General features: G+C 51.1%; 17 protein-coding genes, 1 tRNA gene and 1 other RNA gene. 15 read left to right on the forward strand and 4 right to left on the reverse strand.

From position 1 onward, the window contains the following. Nucleotides 1-40: 40 nt before the first annotated feature. Both ROA7450_RS02580 and ssrA read right to left on the reverse strand, forming a co-directional pair. Nucleotides 41-511 carry an SspB family protein gene (locus ROA7450_RS02580; RefSeq protein ID WP_085804089.1) on the reverse strand — a complete coding sequence of 157 codons (471 nt, stop codon included), beginning with the start codon at nt 509-511 and terminating at the stop codon, nt 41-43. Nucleotides 512-661: 150 nt separating this feature from the next. Continuing rightward, nucleotides 662-1,016, reverse strand: a transfer-messenger RNA (tmRNA) gene (gene ssrA / locus ROA7450_RS02585). A gap of 271 nt (nt 1,017-1,287) precedes the next feature. Here ssrA and ROA7450_RS02590 point away from each other — a divergent pair. Together ROA7450_RS02590 and ROA7450_RS02595 are read left to right on the forward strand one after the other, a co-directional pair. Next, entirely contained in the window at nt 1,288-3,363 is a 2,076-nt protein-coding gene (locus ROA7450_RS02590; protein WP_085804090.1) for a hypothetical protein, read from the forward strand. Beyond that, nucleotides 3,364-4,710 carry a hypothetical protein gene (locus ROA7450_RS02595; protein WP_085804091.1) on the forward strand — a complete coding sequence of 449 codons (1,347 nt, stop codon included), beginning with the start codon at nt 3,364-3,366 and terminating at the stop codon, nt 4,708-4,710. A 171-nt stretch (nt 4,711-4,881) separates the two neighbouring features. Here ROA7450_RS02595 and ROA7450_RS02600 read toward each other — a convergent pair whose 3' ends face one another. Next, the gene (locus tag ROA7450_RS02600) at nt 4,882-6,705 is read right to left on the reverse strand and encodes a BCCT family transporter (protein WP_085804092.1); all 1,824 of its coding nucleotides are present in this window, start codon (nt 6,703-6,705) and stop codon (nt 4,882-4,884) included. Between the two features lie 393 nt (nt 6,706-7,098). Here ROA7450_RS02600 and ROA7450_RS02605 point away from each other — a divergent pair, with 393 nt between their 5' ends. The 13 genes from ROA7450_RS02605 to ROA7450_RS02660 all read left to right on the forward strand — a co-directional run bounded on the left by ROA7450_RS02605 (nt 7,099) and on the right by ROA7450_RS02660 (nt 17,999). Next, nucleotides 7,099-8,319, forward strand: coding sequence for an aminotransferase class V-fold PLP-dependent enzyme (locus tag ROA7450_RS02605; RefSeq protein WP_085804139.1), 1,221 nt, complete (start codon nt 7,099-7,101; stop codon nt 8,317-8,319). A gap of 133 nt (nt 8,320-8,452) precedes the next feature. Continuing rightward, nucleotides 8,453-8,908, forward strand: coding sequence for a TrgA family protein (locus ROA7450_RS02610; protein WP_085804093.1), 456 nt, complete (start codon nt 8,453-8,455; stop codon nt 8,906-8,908). A gap of 29 nt (nt 8,909-8,937) precedes the next feature. After that, a complete protein-coding gene (locus tag ROA7450_RS02615) occupies nt 8,938-10,023 on the forward strand; it encodes an NUDIX domain-containing protein (RefSeq protein ID WP_234999388.1) in 1,086 nt (361 codons plus the stop codon). Between the two features lie 55 nt (nt 10,024-10,078). After that, on the forward strand, nt 10,079-11,110 hold the full coding sequence (locus ROA7450_RS02620; RefSeq protein WP_085804095.1) for a cysteine synthase A: 1,032 nt from the start codon (nt 10,079-10,081) through the stop codon (nt 11,108-11,110). After that, nucleotides 11,107-13,566, forward strand: coding sequence for a DUF3772 domain-containing protein (locus tag ROA7450_RS02625; RefSeq protein ID WP_234999389.1), 2,460 nt, complete (start codon nt 11,107-11,109; stop codon nt 13,564-13,566). The genes ROA7450_RS02620 and ROA7450_RS02625 overlap by 4 nt, the downstream gene beginning before the upstream one ends. A 124-nt stretch (nt 13,567-13,690) precedes the next feature. Continuing rightward, nucleotides 13,691-13,780 (forward strand) — tRNA-Ser (locus ROA7450_RS02630). Nucleotides 13,781-13,929: 149 nt separating this feature from the next. Beyond that, nucleotides 13,930-15,102 carry a tyrosine-type recombinase/integrase gene (locus ROA7450_RS02635; RefSeq protein WP_085804096.1) on the forward strand — a complete coding sequence of 391 codons (1,173 nt, stop codon included), beginning with the start codon at nt 13,930-13,932 and terminating at the stop codon, nt 15,100-15,102. A 20-nt stretch (nt 15,103-15,122) separates the two neighbouring features. Further along, on the forward strand, nt 15,123-16,061 hold the full coding sequence (locus ROA7450_RS02640; RefSeq protein ID WP_143534324.1) for a hypothetical protein: 939 nt from the start codon (nt 15,123-15,125) through the stop codon (nt 16,059-16,061). 94 nt (nt 16,062-16,155) lie between these two features. Next, on the forward strand, nt 16,156-16,365 hold the full coding sequence (locus ROA7450_RS02645) for a helix-turn-helix transcriptional regulator (RefSeq protein WP_085804098.1): 210 nt from the start codon (nt 16,156-16,158) through the stop codon (nt 16,363-16,365). Further along, nucleotides 16,365-16,556 (forward strand): hypothetical protein, encoded by a 192-nt coding sequence (locus tag ROA7450_RS20710; RefSeq protein ID WP_143534325.1) that lies wholly within the window; start codon nt 16,365-16,367, stop codon nt 16,554-16,556. Before ROA7450_RS02645 ends, ROA7450_RS20710 begins: the two co-directional genes overlap by 1 nt. Continuing rightward, the gene (locus ROA7450_RS02650) at nt 16,549-16,860 is read left to right on the forward strand and encodes a hypothetical protein (protein ID WP_085804099.1); all 312 of its coding nucleotides are present in this window, start codon (nt 16,549-16,551) and stop codon (nt 16,858-16,860) included. Before ROA7450_RS20710 ends, ROA7450_RS02650 begins: the two co-directional genes overlap by 8 nt. Continuing rightward, nucleotides 16,860-17,378: a helix-turn-helix domain-containing protein gene (locus ROA7450_RS02655; protein WP_085804100.1), complete on the forward strand. Its 519-nt coding sequence runs from the start codon at nt 16,860-16,862 to the stop codon at nt 17,376-17,378. The genes ROA7450_RS02650 and ROA7450_RS02655 overlap by 1 nt, the downstream gene beginning before the upstream one ends. 42 nt (nt 17,379-17,420) lie before the next feature. Then, complete coding sequence (locus ROA7450_RS02660; protein WP_085804101.1) at nt 17,421-17,999, forward strand: hypothetical protein; 579 nt, start codon at nt 17,421-17,423, stop codon at nt 17,997-17,999. Between the two features lie 666 nt (nt 18,000-18,665). Here ROA7450_RS02660 and ROA7450_RS02670 read toward each other — a convergent pair. Beyond that, on the reverse strand, nt 18,666-19,916 hold a 1,251-nt coding region (locus ROA7450_RS02670), incomplete at its 5' end, for a DMT family transporter (RefSeq protein ID WP_234999391.1).

Consider the following 19,916-nt stretch of genomic DNA (forward strand, 5'->3'; position numbering starts at 1 on the left):
ATTGCGTTATAACACGTAATAGCGGCCAAAACTCTTGGAATTACTTGCGAAAACTGTCCAATGAGACGACTTCCGCGTCTTCGCGGGGTTGGTCGTCATCGTCGCCAACCACTTCCAACTCATCTTCTGAGGTCAACTCGTCCATCTCGTCGTCATCATCCTGCGTTTCAAATCGCAGACCAAATTCAACGGAGGGATCAACAAAGGTTTGCACTGAGTCAAACGGAATGACCAGATTTTCCGGTGCATCACCGAAATTCAAGGTTACCGAAAACCCGTCGTCGGTCACGATCAGATCATCAAACCAATGCTGCATGACCACGGTCATTTCGTCTGGATAGCGCTCACGCAGCCAGTCTGCGATCTGTACATCGGGATGTGTCGTGTCGAAGGTGATGAAGAAATGATGTGCACCCGGCAGGCCAGCATCCCTGACATCCGTCAGAACCTGTTGGATTAATCCACGCATGGCGCGGTGCATTAAGCTTCCGTAGTCAATGGTGTGTGACATGGGCACATTCCTGTCTTGCGCAATTCAGCATAAGGGATTCGGTGTAAAACAAAAGACCCGATAGCCGGTTGTCGGGAACACTTATGTTGCATCTTCAAGCATGTCCAGACGCAGGCTGTAGGCTGCCAAAAATCCGCTGAATTTTTAAGAAGTGCAGGCTTCTGTTGCCAGGTGCCTGCGAACCCCGCCTAATCTGGCTAGAGATTAGGGCTTAAGTTTCGGTATTTCGAACAGCTTACGCTGCGAGAGCTACCGGAGCACGATTGTTATTGGCAATTATGCTTTAGCGAACCGATAACGGTGGTATCTCACCGAGACAAAGCTAACCCCTTTAGACGTTCGTCGATCCTGTTTCGACCCCATGCCACCCTCCAATAAAGGGATATTTGGTGGAGTCGTCGGGTACCGCCCCCGAGTCCGATCCGCTTATTACGAGCGCGTTTATGTCCATAGTTCCCAAGGGAACAGTGCATATATAGTTTCACAATTTCAGAATGCAAAGTACCTTTATCGCTCAATGTGGTTAAGTGCTCGGTTCCCTCAAAAGTTGAGAGATTTGAAATTCAGGTTGTGTTCTGGTATGCTGGACTCGTTTTAAGGATGATATTGGAGTGATCCAAAATGAATTTTATTATTTCGGCATTCGCCTGTTTGGTTTTGATGAGCTTGGTTTGGATAACACTATCGGAAGGACATGGGGCGGTAAATGCGGGCCCATGCAATCCGTCTATACAGAAGTGTTATTGACCTGAACCCATTTAACCTAGTGGTGCACTATGAATACCCTCATTTACGTGGGTTTCGTGATTGCGGGCGCTGTAACCTTATTGATCGAGGCATATCGCAATTATAATTCCTCATTAACTTCCGTTCCATTTAAGGAACATCCGATTTTACAAAATGTAGAAGTGGCGAAACTTTGCACGCCCCGTGAAAAAAATATCGGTTTTGTGTTTTATTCGTTACTTTATCTTGTCACGTATATCCTCGTTTTGAGTTCAACGGAAATTTATGAACTTGTCACGCAGGCAGCTGCATCCAGTTCTGAGATCGGACCGACGGATGATCAGATTGGAAGTTCCGATGAACCTCAAAGTCTGTTTAGCGAACAATACGGTAAGCCAATATTTATCTCAGCCGCCATAATTGCTATCTTTTCAATTGGTGCGCTGAAGCCAGTTGAAAGCACGATGAGGTCCCTAGCACATCGCTTGGCTGGTGTGCCGCGCGGCGTGTACCGGGTAATTGAAATTCTGCATGGAATAACTTTTGAGGAGGAATCGTTTAAAAACGTAACCGACGCAACGCCACTTTGCGAGCTGTTCACGTTGAATGCCCAGAGAACTTTCCAGGAAAGCTATGACAAGAGCTCTATTCCAACAATTTTATTGTCACTAAAAACTATCGATTATCTGGCGCCAACACTGATCGGAACTCAGCGGAACAGTTACTTTTCCCTGACGCAGTTAGATAAAATGGCAGAGCTTTCAAAAAAGCTGGAGGCTGATGTCGATGATTTGAAGGGCCTACTTGTTGTTCCGCTGGAAGCTTCAGACGACAAAAGAAAAGAGCTCTTTGATAAAGCAAATCAAGTAGCAAATGACACGATAGCTCTTTTCGCAGTCCATTTTCTTAGAAACAACAGGGCAGTCAAAAACCTGAACCAGTCCGAAAACTCTGCCATCGCGAAAATTAGTAATGAAGTAAAACGTGCCTATCGCGTTGAATTGAATGCATTTGCTTTGGGAACCTTATCATCTCTGGTTCTGTCAGTCTCAGTTGCATTCGCAATGGTATATACGTGGCATTATTTCGAAGATCCGATAAAGGCCAAAATGGTGACAAATAGCGTTACCACAGTGGCGAAAAATGAACTTACTGAAATAAATGATAAAAACCGAGATTTATACGCGGAGGCGTGTGCAGAGGTTTTTAATGACGAAGACAAGCTAAAAGATGTCCTGCCTGACAACAATAAATGGGACAATGAAAAGCTGAATACTTCGGCGCAGTTACCAACTGAAGCGAAGGAAAAGTGTATAAAGATCTGGAAGGATGCACGAGATACTAAAAAAACAGAGAATATACAAGGGGTGCTTTTCTATTCTTTTAAAGAAGTGGCCAGTGTACTTCTTGCAACGGTTTTAGCCGCGATTACTGCAATCTTTGGCCGAGAAGTACGCAAAGAGGATGAGTCTTGGCCTGCATGGAAATTCCGCAGGCCACCATTCTTGCGGCTGAGTTCGATGGCTCTTATTCCAGCAATTATGGCTGTCGTGGGCGTGGCAGTGGGATCTTTTCTCGTAGATTGGTATAATCTCGACTTCGTAATGACCGAAAACCAAATTCAGTCGTTTTTCCGAGACAATGCTGTCTTTTTTGCAATGCATCTTGGATTTGGATTCATCATGGGTGTTTCTGTTCTCATTTTGATCGATCAGCATGATGAATGGTCTGCGTTTCTAACAATTCCCCTGGGGATAGTTTGTGCATTCGTCGTGATATTTTGGTATTATTTAACGGTGATTACCGGGTACGCTCCGGGCAATATCAGGCCAAAACCATTGGATTTTGAAACCTTGGCGTTCAACATTGGATTTGGACCCTTTGATGTAGGTTTTTGGGGGCACCTAAGTTCATTCGGATTTGTTACACGAGAAGCGATTGTGTATGGCGCGTATCCCGCATTCTTTCTGATTACCTTCGCAATATTTCTGGAGATACTCGAAGAGGTTCCGATTTCGAAACGCCGAAGCGGCCAGAACGAAGTTGCGCAGGCGGGATTCTTTCGAAAGCTTTTGGAGAAAGTTCCATTTCTAAGAGCTAAAGCGACCAAAAAAGGGGGAAGCTGAATGCGTAATTTTAGCCGTAGTTCAATCATTCTCGCAAGCCTGTTTATTATTGGGTGTGGTCAACCTACCAACGCGAATGAAAAATGGCGTAGTGCCGCGTTGGATATCTGGAATGCATATACGGCTATTGGCAGAGATTGGCGCAACGATGAGCTACGTATAGGTGTGCGCTCTGCGGCTGCACCATTCTCGTATAAAGTATCTGGCAATCGATCCTATTTGGATGAAGTTCGCGTCGACGAACGACTTAACATCTCTACGGGCTCGGGTCCTATCCGTTCAAAAGGATATGATGGATATATGGTTCGGATTTGTGATGAAGTATTAAAGAAAATGCTGATCGAGCAGCCTGGTGCGCCAAAACTATCAGCTACCAACATTGAAGTCGTCGATGTAGATCGGGAGATCGTGAAGATCGCAAACGAAGCTAAGAAACGACAAGATGTTGAAGTGCGGCAAGCAGAAGACCTTGTTGAGGTAGCAGTTAAGGCAAAAAAACGAGCGGAAAGGGCAGTCACAGGTGCGAAACAAAGGCCGCAACAAGAGTTGGAATCGGCTGAAAAGGAACTTGAGGGCGCGACATCTGCACTTGAGGAAGCTCAGGACCAGTTGGACCAAGCTAAGAATAGTGACATCACTGCAGTAGATCGGTTTTCTTTGCTTGGAAAGCAATTTGATATACTTTGCGATCCGGCAACCATTAACGATGATCGCGTCAAAGGCTTTGCTGTTTCACCGCCACTTTTTGTAACTGGTATAGGCTATCTATCTCTAAAAGATGAAGTGCCGCCGAAAGATGCTTGCCAAGAGGGCAAAGCGCTAATCGGATTTGTAGGGTCAACCAATGCAGCCAGCCATGGTATTCAGAAGATATTAAATGATGGCGAGTGGCATAGGTATCGGGACGATATTGTAACAGCTTTGCGTGCGGCGAAAGGATCGGAAAACAGGAATTGCCCAAAGCATTTTGGTCTTGATGGAAAAGGTGGGATCTTTTGGTCAGGTTATACCCACGATCAGGTTGCAAAGCAGTTTTGTGAGCGTAAAATTACATATTACGTGGGGGATCTGGAAATCATATCAGAATATGCGCGTAGTTATCCTGGTTGTGATTTTTCCAGTGGCGTCAAAAGCTTTACTTCTGATCAGTATGCGGTATTCGCAGACATAAATTACGAAAGTAATCCAGAGAGGGCGTTGCTGATCTATCGGTTTTTTGAAGTGCTGAACCGAGAAATTACCACGTCTCTTTCGATTTTGGACCAAGCGTTCATCGCTACGTTCGGTGAAGTTCCAAAATCCAGAAAGTTGGAGGTGTTTTTCTGGTCTATGCGCGGATCTCCATAAGCGCAAACATTTGGATTCGAAGCTTCGCCAAAGGAAATTTCTAAGTGTAACCGAAGAAGAGTTTGACAGTGCAAAGCGGGCTAAGCAACACCGCAGAATTTTGAAGTGACATTCTAAAGAAGAACGGCGCCGAAATTCGGCGCCGTTTTTGGTTCTTATGCTACGCTGAGATTATTCAGCAGGCTGCTCTGCAACGCCTTGCTTTTCACGCTGGCTGTCTCGATAGAGCGCTTTGGTGAGCGCGACCATCATCAGACCCATAACCATCGTGAAGGGCAGGGCACCGATGATCATCGCGTTTTTCAACGCATCAAGCGGGTTGTTATCGCCTGCGGCAATGATCAGAGAGCCAATCACAGCCGTCAGGATGAGGCCCCAGATGATACGGTGCTTGATGCCCGTTTCCTGTGCGCCACCGGACATAATGGTGTTCATCACGAGAATGCCGGAGTCAGCCGATGTCACCAGGAAGGTCAGGATCAGAACAACACACATGACAACGAGGATGCCATAGAGGCCTTCGCTAAGGATGTTTTCCAGAGCCACGAACAACTTGTTGGTTGTTGATGCTGCCGCGATCGATGGATCGGCCAGACCAGCAACTTCCAGGTCAACCGCTGTGCCACCCAGGATGGTCATCCATGCGAAACACACCAGAGCTGGCGCAATCACACAGCCCAAGATGAACTCACGCACGGTACGGCCTTTGGAGATGCGTGCCAGGAACAGACCGACGAAAGGTGAGAAGGCAATCCACCAAGCCCAGTAGAAAGTTGTCCAACCCGCTTGCCAGCCGAACAGACGTCCGTTTGTGCCCGCTTCATATGCAGCGATGAGTGTTTCTTCTGGTAATTCAGCTGCCGCACCTTCGAGGCCGGATTTGAATCCGTCAAAGTTGCCCCAAGCATTTGTCGCGCCGCCAAACAGTGCTTCGGCATGAGGCTGGGCTGCTTCTGGCAAAGTCGCTGCGAAGTCGCCGGCTGACTGAGGGCCGAAGGCTTGGAATGACAACGATACGAAGTGCAGAATGTAGTCAACCATCGCTGTTGCATATGTTGTCATCGCAAACAGGAAAGAGCCGAAGATGACAAAGGTCATCAGCAAGATCAGCGACAATACCATATTCAGGTTCGACAGGTATTTAACACCACGACCAACACCGGAAACCGCCGAAATGATCGACAGCCCCATGATCACGACCAAAGCCGAAATCAGGCCAACGGTGCTAGGTGTCGGAACCTCACCTTCATTATTCATCAGCCAGTCCATCGCGGTCACGGCGTAGAGGCCGTCAACGAACTGAGAAACACCAAAGCCGATGGTGACCGAAACGCCCAGAATGGTTGCTACAACACCAAGAACGTCAACGATATGTCCAATGATGCCGTTTGCAGCGGAGCCCAGTAGTGGGGTCAAAGCCGTACGAATGGTCAGGGGCATGTTGCGTGTATAAGCGTAGTAAGCTAGCGACAGACCAGTTACGACGTAGATCGCCCAAGCGTGGAAACCATAGTGCAGGAAGGTATAGCGGAAAGCGGATTGCACAGCTTCTTCCGAGCTGCCAGCAACGTCACCGGCGACAACAACTGGGTTTGATCCCCACAGACCCATTGGTTCGGCTGTCGCGTAAACCATCAGACCCACACCCAGACCAGCGCCGAACATCATCGAGAACCATGAGAAGTTCGAGAACTCGGGTGCTTCACCTGGTGTTCCCATGACCTTGCGGCCCGAATAGGGTAGCAGCGCCACAACGAAGAGGAAGAAGGCGAAGAGGCCGACGATGATGATATAGAACTGGTTAAAGCTTTCCAGCAGCTTCCAGTTCAGGCTGCCCAAAGTGCCATTTGCGTTTGCAGGCCAGATTAGGGCCCAAAGAACCAGCGCCACCATGATGCCTTTGCTGAGCATGGCAATCGGCAGGCTGTTGTTTGCATAGAATCCCGAATCTTCTGTTTTGATTTCGAGATCCGTAAACGGAGGTTTGATGCTCATAAGTTCGTCCCTGTTCTGTTTCAACGATGAAAAAACATGGCTAAATGCACTGCGGCCGAGCAGGCCTCAGATACGATATTTCTTCATCCGCACAATGTCTCATGTATGCGCGACAGGCCCTAGGGATATTTCCGGCATCAACCTTTCTATATGCGACCTTTTTGATGTTTTGTTTGCGACATCAAAGGGTGAAGTGTCAATTTATGTTGAATATGGTTAAGTAAAATTGAAGTTTCGATTTGAACCTTGTGTAGGATTCGTAGGTCTAACTATACTTGGATCTTTTGTGTGCAATGGGGAAAGCGTGAAAAAATTCCCTGCGCGAAATTTCGCCGAAATCGCACTGTAAATCAGGGGCTTGTCACTGCGCTTGTGCTGGTGTTCAGTGCCTCCATGGAACTTGATCTAGATTTCGTGCGGGCACAGTTTCCCGCGTTTGCCGAGCCGACGCTTGAAGGCCAAGCGTTTTTCGAAAATGCGGGTGGGTCTTACACCTGCGCGCCGGTGATCGAGCGTCTGGAACGCTATTACCGCCAACGCAAAGTGCAGCCCTATGCGCCCTATGACGCCTCACGTCTGGCCGGGGAAGAAATGGACGAGGCGCGTAGTCGTCTGGCAGCACTGCTGGGAGTGGCGACGGACGAGGTCAGCTTTGGCCCATCGACTACGCAAAACACCTATGTTCTGGCGCAGGCATTTCGCCAATGGATGAAAAAAGGCCAAGCGATCATTGTCACGGATCAGGATCACGAGGCCAACTCCGGCCCATGGCGCCGTCTGGCGGATGACGGTATTGAAATTCGTGAATGGAAAATCAACACTGAGACGGGTTTGCTGGATCTATCGGATCTGGAAAACCTGCTTGATGAAAACGTCCGTTTAGTCTGTTTCCCTCATTGTTCGAACATTGTCGGCGCGATCAATCCGATTGTGGAAATCACCTCTGCGGCTCATGCAGCAGGAGCGTTTGTTTGTGTTGATGGGGTCAGCTATGCACCGCATGGATTTCCGGACGTTGGCGGCTTAGGCCCCGATATTTATCTGTTTTCTGCCTATAAAACCTTTGGACCGCATCAAGGGGTAATGGTGATCCGACGTGAACTGGGCAGCCTGCTGCCCAATCAAGGGCACTGGTTTAACGGCGATAGCTTGTACAAACGGTTTACGCCTGCTGGCCCGGACCATGCCCAGGTGGCTGCCAGTGCGGGTATGGTGGACTATTATGACACCTTAGCCGAATATCACGACATTAAGGGCACTGCGTCAGAGCGTTGCCGCGGTGTGCACGATCTGATGCGTACCCACGAAACTCAACTTTTGCAACCTCTACTGGATGCCCTGAAAGATCGAAACTCTGTGCGCTTGATCGGCCCTGACCGTGCCGAGGCTAAGGCACCCACTGTGGCTGTGGCGCTCAATCGCCCAGGATATGAAGCCGCGCAGGATCTGGCAAAACATGGCATTATGACCGGCGGCGGGGACTTCTATGGTTCGCGCCCGCTGCAATCCATGGGCGTGGATATGGATTTTGGCGTATTGCGGCTTAGCTTTGTGCATTACACCAGCAAGGCCGAGGTGGATCAGTTGCTCAATGCCCTGGATGATGTGCTCTGACGGTGCAATTGTCATATTGATGCCGTTCTGTCGCCGCGATGACGTGCAAATTTTATGAAAAACGGGACTCTCTCGAGCAGGTGTTCGCGCCGCGTTTTGCGTGGTTAGCAGCGCGCAGAATAGGAAAACTAAGATGCCATTAACTGACAACATGCCAACAGCAGCCAGATTCGTGACTGCCATGTTGTTTGCAGGTGTGGGCTGGCAGGCCTCAGAAATGATCCGCCCACTTATGCCGGAAGGGACCGACTTTGGTTGGTTTAATCAGGTCAATATTGTTCTGGGTCTGCTATGTGGTTGGATTGTCACTGGATCGCGTCTGGGACGCGGTTATCCAGAAGGGATCAGCGCCGGCCTCACCGGGTTGGGGGCTCTAGTCTTTTGGGCCCTATTTTTGCAAAGCTTTAACGAGATGCTCAAACTCGCGCTTGAGCGCCGATATGAGGGGCCGGTCGAAGGTATCATCGCGATTTTCAAGATTGCCATCGATTACGGGATCGAAGTCCTGTACATGCCCTTGATCATATTTTTAGTTGGGGCATCAATCGTGATCGGGCTGATCGGAGAAATATGCGCGCGGCGCTGGTAGGGTAAATGGAATATTTTGTTTGTGGAGCAATGGTATATCGGCCATTGCTAAACTTAGTTGTTGGATGTAGTGATCTGTCGACATTGCAAACTGAGAATCTGCAGCATGCGGCGCTTTCCGCAGAACAGGCATGCTTTCCATTCCTTATCCGGGTCAAGGAGCAGTCAGTCGAAGGATTACTTCTTTCGGACCTAACGGAGGCAGAACTCGAGCGACTGACCTTCTTTTCAAATTGCATCGGAGGTGAGGCAGGCCCATATGACGGCATGGGAACGTCCAAGATCATTGCGTATTGGTCCGTTGTGGCAGATCAGAAAACAGCACAGGACCACGATGCAGATCTCTGGGTGCAAAACTGGTCGGCTATTGCTTTGGAAGCCGCGCAGGAAATCATGGGTTATTTCAGACTAAGGTCCGCAAGCGAAGTGCGCGCTGGATTACAGATGATATTGTTACGGGCACATGCTCGGGTTGAGGCTGCTACAGGTGTGCCTGCAAATGTGCGAAGTGCCAAGGAGTCTAACCAAGTCGATATCGTCCATCAAGACAGCCCCCATGCCGGATACTTTGTTACACGCGATTTCAGCTTGCGCCATCCAACTTTTGCCGGTGGTCAAAGCCCGATCGTACGACGCGAAGTTTTCGTTGCCACTGATGCGGCGATTGTATTGCCTTATGATCCAGTAAATGACCGCGTTATGCTTGTTGAACAATTCCGCATGGGACCCTTTGGTAGGGGGGACGTCCGCCCTTGGATGTTGGAGCCTGTCGCGGGACGCATTGACCCGGGGGAAACGCCAGAATCCACCGCTCGTCGCGAATGTGAAGAGGAAGCCGGCCTGACCCTTCACCGGCTAGAGAAGATCTCCAGTCATTATAGCTCTCCGGGTTGTTCCACCGAGTATTTCCATCTCTTTTTGGGCGTCTGTGATCTACCGAATCTTGACCAAGGGCAGGGCGGTCTGGACGCTGAACACGAAGACATCCGCACACATGTTCTACCCTTTGATCAGGCAATGGACCTTTTGACCACGGGCGAAGCGGATAACGGTCCATTAGTCCTTTCTTTGCTATGGCTTGCACGCGAGCGCGAAAGGTTGCGATCCGCCGCTTGAGTTCCCGTTCCGCAGCCTCTACATCTTGGGGGCATTTTTCTAAGGAGCACGCGGAATGCACGTACACAAGGATCTGGCCGCCGCCATTGGTAACACCCCCCTTATCCGGTTGCGCCGGGCCAGCGAGGCCACAGGCTGTGAGATCCTTGGCAAGGCCGAGTTCATGAACCCCGGCCAGTCGGTCAAAGACCGCGCCGCGCTCTTTATAATTCAAGACGCAATTGCCCGCGGTGATCTGCGTCCTGGCGGCACCATTGTTGAAGGTACCGCTGGTAACACGGGCATCGGTCTCGCGCTCGTGGGAGCCTCATTGGGGTTCAAAACCGTCATTGTGATCCCGGAAACCCAAAGCCAAGAAAAAAAGGATATGATCCGTCTGGCCGGGGCCGAATTGGTGCAGGTGCCCGCAGCCCCATACAGCAACCCTAATAACTATGTTCGCTATTCCGGGCGATTGGCCGAAAAACTGGCTGAAACTGAAGAAAACGGTGCGATCTGGGCCAATCAGTTCGACAACGTTGCAAACCGTCAAGCACATGTTGAAACCACCGGCCCCGAAATCTGGAAGCAGACCGGCGGCAAAGTTGACGGTTTTGTCAGCGCAATCGGATCAGGCGGTACTTTGGCGGGAGTAGGCGAAGCGCTGCAGCCAAAAGGGGTCAAAATGGCACTGGCTGATCCGATGGGCTCGGGGATGTACACCATTTATCTTGATGGCAAGGCAGCGGCCGAGGGCAGCTCGATCACCGAAGGTATTGGGCAGGGGCGGGTGACCGCCAACCTCGAAGGGTTTACCCCCGATATGTTGTTCCAGATCCCAGACGATGAGGCATTGCCCATCGTTTATGACCTGCTCGAACATGAGGGTCTTTGTCTTGGCGGTTCATCGGGCATCAACATTGCAGGTGCGATGCGGATGGCGCGCGAAATGGGTCCGGGTCACACCATCGTCACCATGCTGTGTGACTATGGCACGCGCTACCAGTCTAAAATGTTCAATCCTGACTTCCTGCGCGAGAAAAACCTGCCGCTCCCAAGCTGGATTTCGCAAGCGCCAGAATCCATCCCAGGGGTCTTTGTCGAGTGATCACCGTTGCAAAACATCTTTTGGCTGCGATCTGTCTGACCCTAACAGTACTTTGGGGGGCAGCCGCGTGGGCACAAGATGGCAGTGTGGTCCCTGATTACGAGACGTGGCAGAAAACTGCGTCGGTTGCGGAAGACGCAATCGAAACGGAAAAGATGTCGACGGTAGGGTTTGAGGATCTGCGCGACGAACTGGCCAACTGGCGTGAAGAGTTTCGTGATCGCGGCTCAGTCAACAGCAACGCGATTGCGATCGTGAACGATCAGTTGGCGGCGCTTGGACCTGTTCCGGAAAGTGGCACCGAGGACGCCGACACTGCCCAACAACGCGAAGACCTGAATACCCGATTGTCCGAGTTGGAGGCCCCGGTTAAACGAGCAGAGCTGGCGTATCGCCGGGCCGATGGGATGATCAGTGGGGTTGATGACCTGCTCCGCGAACGCCGCAAGAAAGAGTTTCTAACGCTAGGTCCCTCACCGCTGAACCCTAAACACTGGGAAGAGGCGTTGTTTACAGTTGGGACTACGCTGCGCGATATTCATAGCGAGATTGCTTCGGCATGGGATAATCCTAAACATTTCAAGGAAATTATCGAAAGGACACCGATCGCGATTGTTTTGGCGCTCATTGGGCTGTTCTTGCTGGTAAAGGGAAGAAGTTGGGGGCAGCGTCTGACGGACAACGTGCTGGGCTCCGATCCTCCTGCAGCCCGTCGCGCCTTGGGTTTTCTCGTGTCCCTCAGCAGTATGTTCCTGCCCTTGCTTGGAGTGTTCATCTTCGTCCAAGGGGTTTATCTGAGCGGATTTGTGGGGCTGCGCGGGGACTTCATTCTCAAGTCGACCCTACCATCGATGGCTGTTTATCTGTTCGCGCGCTGGCTGACACAGAGAGTTTTTTCGCCCCTTGAACAAACCGAACCGATCCTGCGGTTGACATCGGCGCAACGCAAAACTGGACGTTGGTGTGGTGATTTTTTGGGTGCAGTAACCGGCTTATATCTTTTTACATTCGATGTGGCGCAAATCGGAGACTGGGAATCTGCAACCCGTAATGTGATCTTGTACCCGCTCATCGTGATTGCAGCACTGCTGTTGTTCCGGTTAGCACAATTGGTTCTTATTCATAGCCGCATTCGCGAAAGTGAATGTGGTGAAGCTACCTATCGTTCACGCTTGTCTCATCTGACTGCCCGCACATTGATGGGTTTGGCTATTGCGCCGCCTATATTGGGTGCTGTGGGGTATTTCGCAGCTGCACAAGGCTTGATGTTGCCAACCTTATTATCGCTTCAGATCTGGGGCGCGCTTTTGGTCGTGCAACGCCTTGTGGGGCAAGTGTACGTGATGCTGACGCACGGGCGCAGCAGAGCTTCGGATTCTCTCATTCTGGTGGTGATTAACTTCTGCCTTTCGGTGCTAATCTTACCAATTCTAGCTTTGGTCTGGGGTGCGCGTTGGGCCACCCTGACCGAATATTGGACCAAGCTGAATGAAGGTGTATCGCTGGGAGAAACCCAGATTTCACCAACCGTGTTTTTTACTTTGGTCATTGTCTTTGTCATTGGGTTTCTAGCAACCCGCTTGATCCAAGGCGCGCTGAAAGCCACCGTTCTGCCGAAAACCAAACTGGACCCGGGCGCCCAAAGTGCCATGGTTTCGGGCTTTGGTTATATCGGAATCTTTTTGGCGGCCCTGGCTGCCATCGTTTCCGCCGGGATCAACCTCAGTTCGATCGCGATTGTTGCGGGTGCTCTGTCGGTCGGGATCGGCTTTGGTCTACAAACCATTGTGTCCAACTTTGTCTCAGGCATCATCCTGTTGATCGAGCGTCCCATTTCCGAAGGTGACTGGATTGAGGTTGGTGGAAACATGGGCTACGTGCGTGATATCAGCGTGCGTGCGACCCGGATCGAGACCTTCGATCGTTATGATGTGATCGTCCCAAATTCAGATTTGGTCAGCGGCACGGTCACCAATTACACTCGCGGAAACACCATTGGCCGAGTGATTGTTCCCGTCGGCGTCGCTTACGGTACAGACACGCGCCGGGTCGAAAAAATCCTGATGGAGATTGGCGAAGCACATCCGATGGTACTGGCGGATCCAGCACCCTATGTGGTGTTTCAGGGCTTTGGCGACAGTTCGATAGATTTTGAGATCCGTGCCATTCTGCGCGATGTGAACTGGGTGTTGAATGTACGGTCAGATATGAATCACGAAATCGCCCGTCGGTTTACCGAAGAAGGCATTTCTATTCCGTTCCCACAGCGCGATATTTGGATGCGTAGCATCGACGCAGAACAACAAGGTGGCCTTGCTGGCGTTGCGCGACAAACGCAAAAACAGGGGGAGGATACTGCTGCCTCGTCGATGTACGTCTCCGAAGCCGACCTTGGAGGAGGGCAGAGTGACGGCGACGGTGGAGGTGGCGACGGAGGCGGTGATGGAGGGCGTTAACCGTCTGAAATCTGTTTATTGAACAACAGTTCTCTTAACCCCGGACGGCATTTGAAGAAAAATACCTCTAGCTCCCGAAATAGCCTTGCCATTGCCAAGGGTTATAAGATACGACCGGCGCCACGGAGCGGTGGCCGAGTGGTCGAAGGCGCACGCCTGGAAAGTGTGTAGGCGGGAGACCGTCTCCAGGGTTCGAATCCCTGTCGCTCCGCCACTACCACATTTCATTCAATTTCATCTGGTGTAGTTAGATGCCTTTAATGTCATATTTTTATGGCGATTGCTCCACCCGAGGATTTTATTGAATTTCACCTGATTATACCCGTATACTTTCATTGAGTGGTATAATTTGTGGTATGTTGCATGGTCGCACTGAGCGGAAAGCTGACAAAGAAGCTCGTTGAGAATCTTGGACCGGGGCGTCATGGGGATGGGTCTGGCCTGTATCTGGTTGTCGATCCCTCCGGTGCGCGGCGTTGGATAGTGCGGGTCACAGTCAAAGGCCAGAAAAATCGCAAGGGTGCGCCGCTTCGAACAGATTTTGGTTTAGGTGGCGCTGATGTGGTGACCCTGAACCAAGCCCGAGAACGCGCGCTTGAGTATCGGCGCATGGCCAAGGCAGGGCTCAATCCGAGATACAATGCAGTCCAAGAAGTCCCGACATTCGAAGAACTGTGCCGCCAGGTGCATATCGAGCGCCTGCCCACATGGAAGAATGCCAAACACGGCCAACAATGGCTGAACACGCTGAGAGACTATGCCTTTCCCAAAATCGGGCGCATGCCAGTGGATAGCATTGGACAGCCCGAGGTGCTGATGTGCCTTTCTCCGATCTGGACGGAAAAGTATGAAACGGCGAGGCGGTTGTCGCAACGGATCAAGACAGTTTTGGATGTTGCGAAGTCAAAAGGGTTTCGGACTGGTGAAAACCCTGTGACGGAAATTCGTGATGCCAAGGTCCTGCCAACCGTCCGCGCCAAGGTACAGCATCACGAGGCCATGCCATGGCAAGAGGTGCCAGCTTTCTATGCAGGTCTGGCCAAGCGCAAGGCAATGGCGGCCAAGGCCCTGAGATTCACCATGCTGACGGCCTGCCGCACCTCGGAAGTGCTAGAGATGAAGTGGCCCGAGGTTGATTTTGACGCCAGGCTGTGGACGATCCCGGCCGAGCGGATGAAAACGGCAGTCGAGCATCGTGTCCCCCTGACAGATGAAATGCTGTCTATTCTGGAGCCGCTGCAAGCCATGGCATCCGAATATGTATTTGAAGGGCAGAAACGTCATCAGCCGTTGTCTAATATGTCGATGCTTATGTTGCTGCGCCGGATCGGGATCAAGCATGTGACCGTGCATGGCTTTCGCAGCAGCTTTCGCGATTGGGCGGCGGAATGTGCCAAAGCCCCGCGAGAATTGGCTGAGGCAGCCCTAGCGCATCAGGTTGGAACAGATGTTGAGCGGGCCTATGCGCGGTCGGATTTGCTAGAAAGGAGGAGGGAATTAGCTGAGTATTGGTCGAACTTCGTGCATGAATTTTAGAAAGGTGGCAATGTAACAAAATGTTTTCGCCGGAAGGATACGTTGGTTTTAGTCGGATGACCGAATTCATATCTGACTGGGCGCACAAAATTTACTTAGCCTATTTGGTCGAAGAGCTCGGAAACGAACCTGAGCGTGTATTTCGAGAAACAAAAAATGCTGAATCTATGTTGGCTTCTTACCGTTTAAAGCAACTTCGAAGCAGTAACCCAAATTTCACAGCAACATCTGAAGATAAACACTGGAGAAAGTACTTAGCTACGGCTAATGAAGATGCCCTCAACGTAGCCGTGATATTTCATTGTATTTTTTCAAAATTGTTGATGCGATTTGATACTTTGTTAGTTTCATCTGAGGGAAACATTATGCGCCCTGATGACTATATTTTCTTACATCTTGATAGATTGGATTGGGTGGACCCTTGCTGGCCAATAAGGAATACATCTGCTCTCAGCAAAATTTTTGAATATTTCGACAAAGGCAGGTTCGGCCGAAATAGTTTGGCAGACAGGTACTGTTTCATAGATTTTGAACTTGGTACTATATGTCTTAAAAACAATTCGCTCTCTGGTTTCAAAGAGTGCTCTCATTTTTTTGATGATAGCCCTTTTGATCGCTACTATAAAATCCACGTCGAGCCGTTTCTTGAACGAGCAATAGTTTGGCGTGAAGATGATTTACCACAAAACTTTCCCGAGTTTTTTGAAACAATTTCAGCAATCGAAGCTCGTTGGGGGCTGCCCGCAATCTTCGCGCGAATGGAAGAAAACAGGGGGCATCAACTTAAAAGGGGCGTGAAGCCAACTGGAGCTAGAAGCGAGTTTCTTCGACGATATCCAGATGGTAAACCCGAACACTTAAGTGCAGAAGCTGTAGCGGCAGAATTGACTGAAGCTGGATTTCCCATTTCAGGTAGGCAAGTGCAAAACTACGATAGAGAAAGAAGAAATAGGAAGTAATTCTTGGTTCTAATTACTTCCTACGAGGCCTCTTCAAGAAGAGTACATTAAGCGCCACCGTAAGCCATCAGAAGCAACCGATGAGGTTTTATCGATGGCAGATATCTTTGAAAGCAACCGAACCTATTTGCTTGGCGATCCGGAACTTGAGGTTCTGGGTAGCCGGGAAAAACTTGCGCAATGGCGGCACCGCAATGTGGGGCCAGCCTTTATCCGGATTGGACGGCGCATTGCTTATCACGGGGCAGATCTGAATGCCTGGCTGAACGCCCGCCGCATCGACCCCAGCAATGAGGCCGCCTAATGAAAAACCCCAACTCCACTTTCGGGGCCGGGGTTCTTCCGCTGACATTGGATGCCAGACGAGACATCTCATCTGATGCCAGAAAACGGCCCACGCCCGCAACTGAAATCCGCAAACGCTTTTATCTGTGCCCCGGCACCAACTCGGTTGAGCCCATCCGAATACGAAGAGGAGTGATCAGGGATGACTGAATTCAAACCACTCCAATCGGATGTTGGGGATCTGGCACAGGGTACTGATCACCGAGAAAGCGTAGAGGGCTATCATTCTGTTATCCTGCGCGGAGATTTGTACCGCGTGATTGCCTGCAAGGACCATCTGCAGTGGATCATCCAGTGCCGCGCCGGTGTGAGGCACGGTGGAGTGCGATGGGACAGCCTTGCCTACTGTCGCACCCGTGACGCCCTGATCCGGCGCTGGACGGGCCTTCAAGCCGATGGCTCAACCAACTGGCCCAGCCTTGAGCGCCTGCCTGCGCAGATCGGGAGATCATAATGGGGCGGCGCAAAGGAAAACGGCCTGAAGACGGGCAGTATGTGAATGTGCCCTACGCCATGATCAAAAGCGAGGCCTGGCGGTCCTTGTCTGGCACTGCGATGCGCCTGTGGTTCGAGCTGCACTGTCGCTACAACGGCGGCAACAATGGACGGTTGACGCTGTCTTATGCAGAAGCGGCGGATCTTCTGGGCATAGGCAAGGCCAGCGCGCAACGGGCCTATCAGGAATTGGTCGAGAAAGGTTTCCTTGCGATGGAGCAGGAAGGCAACTGGTATCACCGTCGTGCCCACCAATGGCGCTTGACCACAAAACCGATGCAGCGCGCCAAAGGGCGCGAGACGCCAACCCAGGATTGGCGCTCCTGGCGATCTGAAAAAACAAAACGCGGTTCTGAAATGGAACCGTCAGGGTCTTCCGTGGTTCCATTTGGGAACCCAAAACCCGCTCATGGTTCCATCTCAGAACCCGTCAGGGCCAAATCAAGGCGCTCCTTCGGTTCTGAAACGGAACACTAATACTAACCACTCTCTTCAGAGCAGAGGAAAGGATACAGGCACATGGCGAAAGAGACCAAGGCACAAAAGAAAGCCAAAACGAAGGACGTGGAGAAGTCCAATCGTCTCGAGAGCTCGGTCGGTCTTTCGATGTCGGGCAACCCGAAGGACGGACACATGGCCCTAATGGAGCACGAGGATGCGCTGAAAACGATTTTTGGAACAGACATGCCGGAGCTTGCGGAAGATCTTCTCAAGCATTGCCTGAAGGTTCTGAGGTACGAAGAGGCCAGTGATGAAAATGCGGCCAATGATGAGCGGCGGTTCATGGTTGCAGCTGTTGCTGACATGAAGCCAAGGGATGCCTTTGAGCGTCTCTTGTCTGTGCAGATGGCAGCCACCCATGTTGCGGTGGTGCGATCTGCAAGGTGGCTGGCCAATGCGGATCAGCTCGAACAGGCGAAGGCGCATTACTCAGGTTATACCAAACTTGCGCGCGCTTATGTGTCCCAGATGGAGGCGCTGCGAAAACATCGAAACGGCGGCAAGCAGACCGTGACAGTCCAGCACGTCAATGTGGAAGACGGCGGCCAGGCGATTGTCGGAAACGTCGACCGGGGGAGAGGCCAAGATGAAAAGTGACACCAACCCCATGCAAAGCGCTCATGCGGCCCCAAGATGCACGGCACGGTGCAAACGCACGGGTCTTCCTTGTAAGAACCCTGCGGTGCGGGGATGGACGGTCTGCCGTATGCATGGCGCGGGTGGTGGGCATGGTGCCGGGCAGGAAAACCCAGCCTATCGGCATGGAATGAGGACGCGGGAGTGGAAAAGAATTCGAGGTGAGGTGCACGCGTTGCTCCAAGAAAGTTTGAAACTGAAGCAAAAATAACTTGCGTCAAACGTATGATGTTCTCTAATTGTTCCGAATGAGATCTCGAAGCAGAAGCCGTTTGAAAAACAATGCAGAACGTAAGTTTCCGGTCCGGGTTCGAGTGAAATGCCCCGAGACAGGATACGGTTTGCAATACGACGAAATTTACTGTTGGCTGCAACGAGAAGTTGGAGCGGGTAATTATGTCTGGACAAGCGACAATCAGCCTGGGTTTGACGCCTCAGCAATTTTTCTCCGGAATTTGGATGATGCCAAAGGATTGGTCGAGAGGTTCGAGCTGGAATTACTCTATTTAAAAGAACAAGTTCTAGTTTAGTGTAATCTCGTCAAATGACTGCTTTGTTCGTACCATAGTCATCTGCGACCAGCGCAGCTAATGGCGGTAATGAGCCCAAAGCGGACATCGTTTGCGGCTAGGATTTTGACAGATTTGTGGACACGTTTCGCGTGACTTTGCTTTGCGTCAGGGCAATTGCAGCCAAAATGAGCACGCAGGCGACGAACTGAGGCACTGTCAATTTTTCTCCAAACACCAAGATGCTCACAGCAAACATGGTTGGAAGTTCGATGCTTCCAAAAACCGCAGTTCGCGATGTCCCGATCACGGGGGAGCAAATGGTATAAATCAGTTGTGGAACAAGCGCGGAGACAATTGCCAGTCCTGCAACAAGAACCCAGACGGTTGCTGTTTGTGGGATGACGTCTTGAGCCTCAGATACGACCATCAGCGGGCAGAGCGCAACCATTGCGCCCAAACTGACCGATGCGACCCGTGCGAGCGGAGGAATGCGTGAAAGGCGGTGGACGAGCACGCAAATACCAAACCCGAAACCAAGTGGTGCAGCCAGTGAAACAATTAGAGCTGGTATTTGACTGGCTGGAACGACTTGCGGATTTCCTGCAATCAAAGCAGCTACGAATATCATAGCTGAGGCGATCAAAGCACGACGGGTGGCGGTGTCACCAAACAACAACCACGCCAGAAAGACAGTGAAGACGGGATAGGTCATGTAGAGCACGCCAACGGTAGATGCCGGGGCAACTTCGACGGCAGCGACGTAACCGATCCAACCTAGCCCCATCGCAGCTCCAGCGGACATGCCCCAACCAACCTCTCGCCAAGCGGAGACCTGTTTGATCAAGACGGGTAACAGAACAAACGCAGTGATGACGTAGCGAAAGAAAGCAACGGCATGGGGGGCTAGCCCTTGTTCCGTTAAACCACGCGCAAAAAACGGAACAACACCAAAGCAGATTGAGGCGAACAACACACCAATTGCAGCCAGTGCATATGACGGCGAGGCACTTGTTCTATGCGAGGTCTGGAGTGTCATCCGGTTTGCTAACACATTTGCATCCAGCTGGGTATTGTTGAGTTTTCGAACGGCAGCATTGTCCGCCAACTGTGAGTTCGACCATCTCTCAATTCTGCGCATGCAGCGAAAGTCCTGTGTGGATAGCCCCTGCATAGCAAGACATTTTTGAAATAATTTTGCACTGGTCAGAAGCAGACGTGTGTCCGGCCTGTTTGCGCGGTGCACGCGGCCGCTGGCCCTGATGGTTTCCGCAGGCCAAGTCCCATACGGGTTCTCGGACAACAAGGTGTCCTGGACATTCGACGGGGTGTCTTGGTTGGCGGGCTGACTGTGCTCCATCATTTCAAG

Source organism: Roseovarius albus, from assembly GCF_900172335.1.
GTDB lineage: Bacteria > Pseudomonadota > Alphaproteobacteria > Rhodobacterales > Rhodobacteraceae > Roseovarius > Roseovarius albus.

Coding starts and splice junctions, on each gene's coding strand:
- ROA7450_RS20710 (WP_143534325.1), top strand. CDS start 16,365: ATGAAAAACCCCAACTCCACTTTCGGGGCCGGGGTTCTTCCGCTGACA.
- ROA7450_RS02640 (WP_143534324.1), top strand. CDS start 15,123: ATGTTTTCGCCGGAAGGATACGTTGGTTTTAGTCGGATGACCGAATTC.
- ROA7450_RS02610 (WP_085804093.1), top strand. CDS start 8,453: ATGCCATTAACTGACAACATGCCAACAGCAGCCAGATTCGTGACTGCC.
- ROA7450_RS02650 (WP_085804099.1), top strand. CDS start 16,549: ATGACTGAATTCAAACCACTCCAATCGGATGTTGGGGATCTGGCACAG.
- ROA7450_RS02655 (WP_085804100.1), top strand. CDS start 16,860: ATGGGGCGGCGCAAAGGAAAACGGCCTGAAGACGGGCAGTATGTGAAT.
- ROA7450_RS02615 (WP_234999388.1), top strand. CDS start 8,938: ATGGTATATCGGCCATTGCTAAACTTAGTTGTTGGATGTAGTGATCTG.
- ROA7450_RS02660 (WP_085804101.1), top strand. CDS start 17,421: ATGGCGAAAGAGACCAAGGCACAAAAGAAAGCCAAAACGAAGGACGTG.
- ROA7450_RS02590 (WP_085804090.1), top strand. CDS start 1,288: ATGAATACCCTCATTTACGTGGGTTTCGTGATTGCGGGCGCTGTAACC.
- ROA7450_RS02620 (WP_085804095.1), top strand. CDS start 10,079: ATGCACGTACACAAGGATCTGGCCGCCGCCATTGGTAACACCCCCCTT.
- ROA7450_RS02635 (WP_085804096.1), top strand. CDS start 13,930: ATGGTCGCACTGAGCGGAAAGCTGACAAAGAAGCTCGTTGAGAATCTT.
- ROA7450_RS02580 (WP_085804089.1), bottom strand. CDS start 511: ATGTCACACACCATTGACTACGGAAGCTTAATGCACCGCGCCATGCGT.
- ROA7450_RS02600 (WP_085804092.1), bottom strand. CDS start 6,705: ATGAGCATCAAACCTCCGTTTACGGATCTCGAAATCAAAACAGAAGAT.
- ROA7450_RS02595 (WP_085804091.1), top strand. CDS start 3,364: ATGCGTAATTTTAGCCGTAGTTCAATCATTCTCGCAAGCCTGTTTATT.
- ROA7450_RS02645 (WP_085804098.1), top strand. CDS start 16,156: ATGGCAGATATCTTTGAAAGCAACCGAACCTATTTGCTTGGCGATCCG.
- ROA7450_RS02605 (WP_085804139.1), top strand. CDS start 7,099: ATGGAACTTGATCTAGATTTCGTGCGGGCACAGTTTCCCGCGTTTGCC.